The sequence below is a fragment of the Microcystis sp. Msp_OC_L_20101000_S702 genome, assembly GCF_007095705.1.
GTDB lineage: Bacteria > Cyanobacteriota > Cyanobacteriia > Cyanobacteriales > Microcystaceae > Microcystis > Microcystis ichthyoblabe_A.
This window is the reverse complement of record NZ_SFBO01000222.1, coordinates 1-7,925: the sequence shown is the minus strand read 5'-3', so window position 1 is coordinate 7,925 and position 7,925 is coordinate 1. Positions and strand designations below refer to the sequence as shown.

Sequence of the window (7,925 nt, the reverse complement as noted above, 5' to 3'; positions counted from 1 at the left end):
GTATCTCTGCTTGATTGAGTAAAGCTTTTTTTCCTTTTAAACGGAAGTTTCCCGATTGTAAAAGCATTTTTTCCGTCTTATTTACAATCCGACATATAGTTGATTCTGATAGTTCCCAGTTTGTCCCAATGTGAAAATATGTTCTATATTCTCGCCAATATTCTAACGTTACTAAAACTTGTTCTTCTATAGATAGTTTAGGTTTCGGTCCCATTTTAGATGGTGAATTAGAGTCGGCTTCAACACTTTTTACTGATTCTACCATCTTTCTATATGTTTGTTTATACACACCGATTTTATTCTTTTTTCCACTTCAATCTAAGAATTGAGAAAAAAGCAAAACCTTATATTATACCATAAAAAAATTATGCAAGAGGTCTATTCTCAACAAGCACTGTTTATTGAGAATTACTGGGGGAACCCTGAAATTTTCGGCTTAGTTGCCGGCAGCTTGCCGCCAACTCACTCCTCTAGATAAGTATTTTGACTCACGCTCCTTCCTCTTTTGAGACGTTGTGACACTTAGGGTGCGGAATGTGGGTTGTTGGGTAAGACTTTTAGACCTTTTTGAAATCCAAAAGTGCCAGGCGTGGGAGTGATCAGGGGGAAAATTCAGGTACTTTTTCCCCGAAAATTAGGTAATTGACCCCCTGAAAATGGGTAAAACCCTACACCCCACACCCCACGAGAAACTTTTTGCCGCAAACCCCAATCACATCGCGTAAAATGGTAGCGCCTCCGACCAATGGGGGCGTTTTCCCGTTTGCCAATCCAAATGGGCTAAATCGAGGATAGCGGGGGCATTTATGCCTAAATAGTTGGGTGTGGCTAATCTTTGATAGGAAATAGTTAAGTTTTCTAAGGTCTGCTGCCATTGTTCCAAAGTCATCAGGCTATCAGCTAAATAAACCCGATTACCCCGATAGATGCCCACATACAATTGTCCCCTAGTGGCGGGCATTTCTAGGGCTAGATAGGTATCAAGGGGGTAAAAATCCCGTTGTGACCAAGCAAAGGCCGCTAAACTGGAGACGGTAAAAATCGGTAGCTGTAATTGTTGTGCTAGGGTTCTAGCGGTGACTATACCGATGCGGGTACTGGTAAAGCTCCCCGGACCCCTAGCAGTGGCGAGAAAGGCTAAATCTGCCCATTTTTGCGGGGCTAGGAACTGTTTTAGATAGGGGTGGAATAGGTTCGATAAGTCCCTGTCTAAGTCCCAAGTTTGTTGACGACTATCATCACTGAAATTAGAGAAGGCCAGTCCCAGTTGGGGACTGCTGGTATGCAAAGCTAATCCATAGACAGGGGAAGACAAGTCGATCTTTCTGTATCAGTAAGTTTTTATGGGTCGCCTGGGATTCGAACCCAAGACCAATCGGTTAAAAGCCGAGTGCTCTACCGCTGAGCTAGCGACCCGTTTCGTGTTCTGCACACGATTCATCAATATAACATCTTATCGAGGCTAAGTCAAGGGGTAATTTAAATTTGATTGACTCGCATTTCCACGATCGCCTCGCGGCTGCTCTGGGGTTCTAAGTAGGTCAAATGTTCGCCTGTGTTAAGGGCGTTGCGGGGAGCGCTCCAAGGTTCGAGACAGATATAATTTTTATCTTTCAGGGTCCAAAAAACTATAGTTGTATAGAGATCGTCGTAACTGAGGACAATTTGGCGCTGATGATAAGAATCACTAAAACCACTTTGATGGCGCGTAATTTGCGGAAAAGCGGCATCAATTTCTTCGAGATTAAAGTCAAAGTTACCAGAGTAGTAATGGAAGGTTTTCGTGCGTTGGTCGAGGTATTGGGAGGAGGGAATATCAAAGGACAATCGGGTTTTATCGGTGACTTGAAAATAGGGATGGAAGCCGATAGAAAAGGGCATTTTTTCGGGGGAAAGATTGATTACTTTTTGGTGAATTCTGAGGCTGTTTCCTTGCAGTTGATAGGTAAAGATTAATTGAAAATCAAAGGGATAGACTTGACGAGTGGCTTCATTACTGTTTAATTCTAGGGTTAAACTAGCGGCGGTTTCGCTGCTTTGTTTGCTGACTTGCCAAGGTAAATCACGAGCAAATCCGTGTTGTTTGAGGCTATAGTTTCGGCCTTGGTATTGATAGGTATTATCGGGTAAGTTGCCGCAGATAGGAAATAAAATCGGGACTCCTCCGCGGACGCTGAGGTTAGGATCTTTGAATCTTTCTCTGTCCAGATATAAAAGATCTTCTCCGCAAATTTGCCAACGGGTGATGATTCCTCCTCTAGCGGGAACCACTTCCAGATAAGCGTCAGCCTCTTCATCCTTGAGACAATAGGTAAGGTATTGATTTTGGTTTTGAGTGATCGTAAAAGTCATATCAGTTATCAGTTATCAGTTACCAGTGATCAGTTACCAGTGAATATCATCGTTCTTCGGTAGTTTGAAAGCTGGGATAGCCTAGCTTGAGATGAAAATTTGAGTAAGAAAATAGGCAATGGCGGCGCTACCAACGGGTACAGTGAGATTATCTATACCCAGTTTCGAGAAAGTTTCTAGAATAGTAGCTCCGATCGCTGTCAATAAAGACACTAGAATAATTGGCGGATTAATGCCATTAACAAAAGATAAAATAATCAAGCTGACTAGAAAGCTGACTCCTAACATAGTCAGGGAACCTTCCAGACTTTTGCCACTGCCGAAAATTTTGTAGGGATGTTGACCGAAATTTTGTCCGACTAGGGCTGCTAATCCGTCTCCTAAAGCCATAATTAAAATACCCATTGCTGCGTATTCGGGGTGAGAAATTGGCCAAAAATAAGCCACAAGAACACCGATACTAACAGCATAAAAAAAAGTTCCCCAACTACGGCGACCGACACTATTAAGACTAGGTAAAATGGGTAAAAAATAGGATAGTATAGCAATAATTGCCGCTAGGATGGCCGCACTTATTCCCACCCAAGCGGGGATATTTAACCACCAGGCAAAAAGGATGACGTTTCCTGTGCCAATGTGGACAACTTTGCGGGTAATTTCGCCATCGGTACTGAAAACACTTTTTAATTTTTCAGCGATCAGAATCAGAACAGCTAGGTAACAGGCGACTAAACTGATCGAAAATAGGAGAGGGTGGGATAGTTCCACGTGGCAAAAGCGAAAATTGACTATCTATTTAGTTTAGGCGATCGAGGTGACATTGATGAAAGGAATTTTTATTGGCTTAATTGAGGGATATAGACGGTTTATTTCGCCGCTATTTCCCCCTTCCTGTCGTTTTCAACCCACCTGTTCCCAGTATGCCATAGAAGCGATCGATCGCTTTGGTGTGCTACGGGGTTCTTGGTTAGCAATTAAGCGTATTCTCCGTTGTCATCCCTTTCACCCCGGAGGTTACGATCCTGTGCCTCCCTGTAGCCACAAGCACGATTAAAAGCCACAGCAGTTATCTCAATGGTGAGATAAGAAGTTTTCGTTTTGGGGATTCAGGAGTCAGGATTCAGGAGTCAATAGCAAACTAGGTTATACTTCATCTTTAGGGTAAAGTCTGTAAAACTCTTGATATTTTTAGACCCGTTGATGATTGCCTATTTTCTTTTGGGAAAACGCTCGATATCGGCGATACCATAAAAGATAATCTGTTTATCTTTTAAACGTAGTCGATCGACCCTTAATTGAGTACCATCGAGAGCAAACTTATCTAAATCCATAAGGTTGTTAACATGGCTGATTAAAGCTTCTCCTAAAGCTTTCGATCTTTCGTCCCCTTGGTAAACCACATCAACAAATTGAATTTTTCGCCGTTCTTCCACAACCACAGCCGTGGTCATTTCTAGCAGAATTGGTTCTTCTTCTGCCAATTTAATTAGACTTTTGAGAGTTAAAGTTTTATCGTCATTGAGAATTAATTCTGTGTTCTGACAGTGAATTGATTTACCTTCGTACTCTAATCTTTGCAGTTTTTCGACAATAAAAGGTGTATTAAAAGAGGTGGTTAAGTCTTCTTCCGTTAAAACTACCCGCAAAGTGGCCCGCGTCGGTTGACGGAGTTTCACCTGTCCGGTAAAAATGGCACTAAAATCGATCGCCACTGCCTGCACATACAGTTCCATGGCTTCGATGCGTAGGCCATTGTACATCAGCATCGACTGACCGATAAAGTCAAAACCGTCGATACTGCCTTGCAGTAATTTGGCTACGGGTTCGGCGCGGACAGTCGCTGTCAGCTTGCCTGTGCGTTTGAATAATGCAGCGATCGCAGCACTCACCACTTTACTGATGAGTTGATCGCCGCTCTGATTGGGAAAAGGTAAGCTACCAAACACGCCTGCTGTCATATCTCTCATAGGTGGGACTGCAACGATCTTAACATTATTTAAAGTTTCTTTACATATCGTTTTATTAATCAGGATGATAAGCAATCTGTATGATTCTGTAGAGGTTATAAATTTTTAGCGGTCTATCGCGTGGGAGGGGATAGGATGGAAAAACGCTACTATCCCAGTGATATAGCGTTTTTCACTTAGAAAATCGGGGTTAAAAACGTGGTTGCCATTTCAGATCAACAACCGTTAGCCGCTACCCACAACCACAGCGATCAAGTGGCGGTATTATTGATGGGATACGGGGAAGTGGAGAGTTATGAGGACTTCGCCAACTATAATGAACAGGCCTTAAATTTGCTGACGGCTAAGTTCGCTCCTGTACCGACTTGGGTTTATCCTCCCCTAGCGAAATTATTGGCCATATTTGACCTACACGAATGGCAGCACCAGCATAATCACTTTATTTCCCCCCATAACCACATTTTCGAGCATCAAAGACAGGAAATTGAGCGCAATTTACAGGCAAAATGGGGTAATCGGGTGGAGGTATTCAAAGCGTTTAACTTCTGTGCGCCTTTTTTACCGGCACAGATATTAACGGAAATCCGCGAGCGGGGATTCGAGAAAATTTTGATCTATCCTCTCCTCGTTGTTGATTCTATCTTTACCAGTGGCATTGCCATCGAACAAGTTAACAAAGCTTTAGCTCAAGGACAAACGGGGGAACATTGGGTTAAAGGATTGCGCTATATTCCCTCGTTTTATAACCAACCCGCTTATATAGATCTAATGGCGCGGTTAGTGGAAGAAAAAATCGCGGCCGAGGTAGCTAGTAGCTGTCTTCCCTCGCAAATTGGCATTATTTTAATGAATCACGGTTGTCCCCACGAAGCTAAGGGATTTACGTCGGGAATCGATGAAAGTCAAGCTTTATACGAGTTAGTCCGGGAAAAATTAATCTATCGTTATCCCTTGATTTCTGTGGGTTGGTTAAATCACCAAACCCCCTTAATTAAATGGACGCAACCGAATGCAGAGTTAGCGGCGAAGAATTTGATTGAATTAGGGGCCAAAGCTTTAATTTTCATGCCGATTGGCTTTGCTACGGAAAATCACGAAACTTTACTGGATGTGGAGCATATTATCGAAGCTTTACGCCGCAAACACGACCAAGTTAATTATGTGCAGATGGCCTGTGTCAACGATAACCCCGAATTTTGCCAGATGGTCGCCGATTGGGCCGAGGAACATATCGAAGCTTTACTATCACAAGAGGCTTTATCTGTCAATAGTTCTGTAACAATTCCTCACATTCATTCCGATCACCATCATCACCACGGACATCACCATCATCATTAAGCTTGGACAGTGGCAAAGAGGGGCAACGGCGAAAATTAGTCCTACCACTTGTCACTGTTGGAGCTATAATCTATAATTGTGCTTTCCTGGGTACGTAGCTCAATGGATAGAGCATCCGCCTTCTAAGCGGACGGTTGTAGGTTCGATCCCTACCGTACCCGTTATTGTTAACTAGGGATTGGAAATTCTCTCCTATCGTCCCGGGGACAATCGCTTTGATGCGGTGAGCGTCGAATTAGGTCAGTTGAATCCCGTCGGTTGATATTAATTCTGTTTAATTTAGTTGGCGATCGAGTTGAAGCGCAGTCAAGGGAGAAGGCAAAGGCGAATAGGACATACTGCGCCACAATATCTCACGGAATGAGGATAGGTCGCCTGAAAAGGGGTAAAACAGGGGAAAACACCTGAAACTCCTTCTTCTGTGAATCACTGTCTTATGGCGAAAGGAGAAACAGCAGTCTAGAAAAGAGTTCTGGTATTATTTATAGACATCGCCGCGAGGTTTAATAGTTGTAATGACGTATAGATTGTTATTTCTATCTTCAAAAAACAACACTCGATACTTACCTACTCGCAATCTTAGTTCATCTCTTCCGTAAAGGGGTTTAATATCTAATTTTGTAGAATCCGAAATCAAAGTATCCAAAGCTTCAAGAAGACGAATTTGATCATTTTTAGGCATCCTTTCTAAGGAGCGTTCTGCTTGTCTAAGTAGAATATAATCAGCCAAGTTTATCTCCAAATAATTTGTATTTTAATTCTGTTGAAGTGATTCCAGTATCTCGACCAGATAAATAATCTTGCCATGCTGCTTGGCTTTCAGCAAGTTCTTCGGCTGGAATGATCTCATCGTCATCTTTTGGCGCTACGGTCGGCTTGATGATAGTTTTTAAATCCTCTAAAAGTCGCAACTTATCCGTAAGGGGAAGATTCTCTATTTGGCTGAGGATTTCATAGTAAGTTGTCATAGACCTTGATCGTATCAGATAATCCGAACACACCTCAAATAATACCACATCCAGATACTAACCAAAAATGGTAAAAGCGGTGGGCTGTTCACAACCGACTTGGTTCTGCGGTTTCTTTATCGGGATTAAGAGAGGAATATAAAGATTTATTAAATTGTAACTTTTAATACAGTTGTGGGGGGGGGAGTGTGTGTTTTTGTTTTGTCCGCCTTTGGTGTTGGGTTGTTGCTTAATCTGGCTGCGAGGGGGAGCGCTCGCACTTTGAGGAGATACATTAATGAAAACAAGTGTAATATACATAACGGCTGTATTAACTTTATTGGGACTAACTGTGTCTCGACAAGCTAAAACATTTAACTTAAGTGAAAACAAAGACTTTTTAATAGCTCAATCTGGTCAAGTATATAAGTGTATAAATGATCATGGCAGATTTTTGATAGTGCCAGGTATTCCTGGTGCAACTTCCAGTAGGGTTAGTTGCCTGATCCCCGTGAAATCGGTAAAAAGATGTATGTACAAAAGATTTCTTGATAAAACTTTCCATCGTTGTTCTTTAGCCATACCAGCTTTAGATGGTGTTCCAGTCAATACATATTATTCCATAGGAACAACTGCGGGACTCACAACATTGTTTACTATCGATTAATTTACAGGAATATCTATCCATGTATCGATTAGTGTGGGAATCTCTGATACCTCAATATTTTTGAGAACTTGTTTCATGGCTTAAGTAGGTGCATCTTCATCTTTTATTGTACCTTATCTAATCATATCTACATATCTAATAGTGTTCCTCAAATTATAACTTTCCTCCTCGCTCTCGGCACTATCGGCGCAGTTTCAACCCTGAAGCGCAAACTAAAATCATCCCAATCTACCGAAAAAGAAACCACAAAAGTAGGATAAATTACTTCTAAAAATACCATAAATGCCCCTTCATTTAGTCAATTGAGGGGTTATTTTTTGTGTATTGTTTATTGTCTATTATTTAATTGCTGCTAACTAATTGACAACAAGAGCGTTTTTTTATGGTAAAATGGTTGGCCTAGTGTAGATATAGTAAAAGTTGAAATGTCTGTCACCCATATTAATAATCTTCAAGACCAGATTTTGCAAAGTATTAAGACTTTACCGCTAGAAAAACAGCAACAAGTCCTTGAATTTGTCAAATCCTTACAAAAAAATTCACGTTTTCAGAAATGGGACAATATTTCAGATGCAGAAGCACAATCGTTACAAAATGAATTTGCTCAAGAGGATATTAGCTTTTCAGAAAGTATTTTACCCGATTATTTATCTC

General features: G+C 41.5%; 11 protein-coding genes, 2 tRNA genes and 1 pseudogene. 6 read left to right on the top strand and 8 right to left on the bottom strand.

What is annotated here, in order from left to right; genetic code table 11:
- The 5 genes from EWV60_RS22230 to EWV60_RS22210 all read right to left on the bottom strand — a co-directional run.
- Positions 1 to 295, bottom strand: a 295-nt coding sequence (locus tag EWV60_RS22230) for a helix-turn-helix domain-containing protein (RefSeq protein ID WP_287234814.1), incomplete at its 3' end; no start/stop codon positions are given.
- A 417-nt stretch (positions 296 to 712) separates the two neighbouring features.
- A complete protein-coding gene (gene tsaB, locus EWV60_RS22225) occupies positions 713 to 1,315 on the bottom strand; it encodes a tRNA (adenosine(37)-N6)-threonylcarbamoyltransferase complex dimerization subunit type 1 TsaB (RefSeq protein WP_287234811.1) in 603 nt (200 codons plus the stop codon).
- A gap of 29 nt (positions 1,316 to 1,344) precedes the next feature.
- Positions 1,345 to 1,416 (bottom strand) — tRNA-Lys (locus tag EWV60_RS22220).
- Positions 1,417 to 1,479: 63 nt separating this feature from the next.
- Positions 1,480 to 2,352 (bottom strand): aldose epimerase family protein, encoded by an 873-nt coding sequence (locus EWV60_RS22215; RefSeq protein WP_287234808.1) that lies wholly within the window; start codon positions 2,350 to 2,352, stop codon positions 1,480 to 1,482.
- A gap of 81 nt (positions 2,353 to 2,433) precedes the next feature.
- Positions 2,434 to 3,120, bottom strand: coding sequence for a diacylglycerol/polyprenol kinase family protein (locus tag EWV60_RS22210; protein ID WP_002732430.1), 687 nt, complete (start codon positions 3,118 to 3,120; stop codon positions 2,434 to 2,436).
- Between the two features lie 55 nt (positions 3,121 to 3,175).
- On the opposite strand from EWV60_RS22210, the gene yidD reads away from it, so the two are divergent.
- Positions 3,176 to 3,406 carry a membrane protein insertion efficiency factor YidD gene (yidD, locus tag EWV60_RS22205; RefSeq protein ID WP_002732315.1) on the top strand — a complete coding sequence of 77 codons (231 nt, stop codon included), beginning with the start codon at positions 3,176 to 3,178 and terminating at the stop codon, positions 3,404 to 3,406.
- A gap of 154 nt (positions 3,407 to 3,560) precedes the next feature.
- Here yidD and EWV60_RS22200 read toward each other — a convergent pair whose 3' ends face one another.
- Positions 3,561 to 4,319 carry an LmeA family phospholipid-binding protein gene (locus EWV60_RS22200; protein ID WP_002750445.1) on the bottom strand — a complete coding sequence of 253 codons (759 nt, stop codon included), beginning with the start codon at positions 4,317 to 4,319 and terminating at the stop codon, positions 3,561 to 3,563.
- Between the two features lie 198 nt (positions 4,320 to 4,517).
- On the opposite strand from EWV60_RS22200, the gene EWV60_RS22195 reads away from it, so the two are divergent.
- A complete protein-coding gene (locus tag EWV60_RS22195; protein ID WP_287234805.1) occupies positions 4,518 to 5,657 on the top strand; it encodes a ferrochelatase in 1,140 nt (379 codons plus the stop codon).
- Between the two features lie 88 nt (positions 5,658 to 5,745).
- A tRNA-Arg gene (locus EWV60_RS22190) sits at positions 5,746 to 5,818 on the top strand.
- 317 nt (positions 5,819 to 6,135) lie between these two features.
- Here EWV60_RS22190 and EWV60_RS22185 read toward each other — a convergent pair.
- Positions 6,136 to 6,387 (bottom strand): type II toxin-antitoxin system RelE family toxin, encoded by a 252-nt coding sequence (locus tag EWV60_RS22185; RefSeq protein WP_004162266.1) that lies wholly within the window; start codon positions 6,385 to 6,387, stop codon positions 6,136 to 6,138.
- Positions 6,380 to 6,625 (bottom strand): hypothetical protein, encoded by a 246-nt coding sequence (locus EWV60_RS22180; RefSeq protein WP_002734321.1) that lies wholly within the window; start codon positions 6,623 to 6,625, stop codon positions 6,380 to 6,382. The genes EWV60_RS22185 and EWV60_RS22180 overlap by 8 nt, the downstream gene beginning before the upstream one ends.
- 277 nt (positions 6,626 to 6,902) lie before the next feature.
- Between EWV60_RS22180 and EWV60_RS22175 the strand changes: the two genes are divergently transcribed.
- The 3 genes and pseudogenes from EWV60_RS22175 to EWV60_RS22165 all read left to right on the top strand — a co-directional run.
- Positions 6,903 to 7,271: a hypothetical protein gene (locus tag EWV60_RS22175; RefSeq protein ID WP_155119063.1), complete on the top strand. Its 369-nt coding sequence runs from the start codon at positions 6,903 to 6,905 to the stop codon at positions 7,269 to 7,271.
- Positions 7,272 to 7,435: 164 nt separating this feature from the next.
- Positions 7,436 to 7,531: pseudogene (locus EWV60_RS22170) on the top strand (LamG domain-containing protein); the annotation flags it as partial.
- Positions 7,532 to 7,696: 165 nt separating this feature from the next.
- Positions 7,697 to 7,925, top strand: a 229-nt coding sequence (locus tag EWV60_RS22165; protein WP_287234801.1) for a hypothetical protein, incomplete at its 3' end; no start/stop codon positions are given.

Excerpts from the sequence above, each read along its gene's own strand:
- EWV60_RS22215 (WP_287234808.1), bottom strand. The coding sequence starts at position 2,352 with ATGACTTTTACGATCACTCAAAACCAAAATCAATACCTTACCTATTGT.
- yidD (WP_002732315.1), top strand. The coding sequence starts at position 3,176 with ATGAAAGGAATTTTTATTGGCTTAATTGAGGGATATAGACGGTTTATT.
- EWV60_RS22200 (WP_002750445.1), bottom strand. The coding sequence starts at position 4,319 with ATGAGAGATATGACAGCAGGCGTGTTTGGTAGCTTACCTTTTCCCAAT.
- EWV60_RS22180 (WP_002734321.1), bottom strand. The coding sequence starts at position 6,625 with ATGACAACTTACTATGAAATCCTCAGCCAAATAGAGAATCTTCCCCTT.
- EWV60_RS22175 (WP_155119063.1), top strand. The coding sequence starts at position 6,903 with ATGAAAACAAGTGTAATATACATAACGGCTGTATTAACTTTATTGGGA.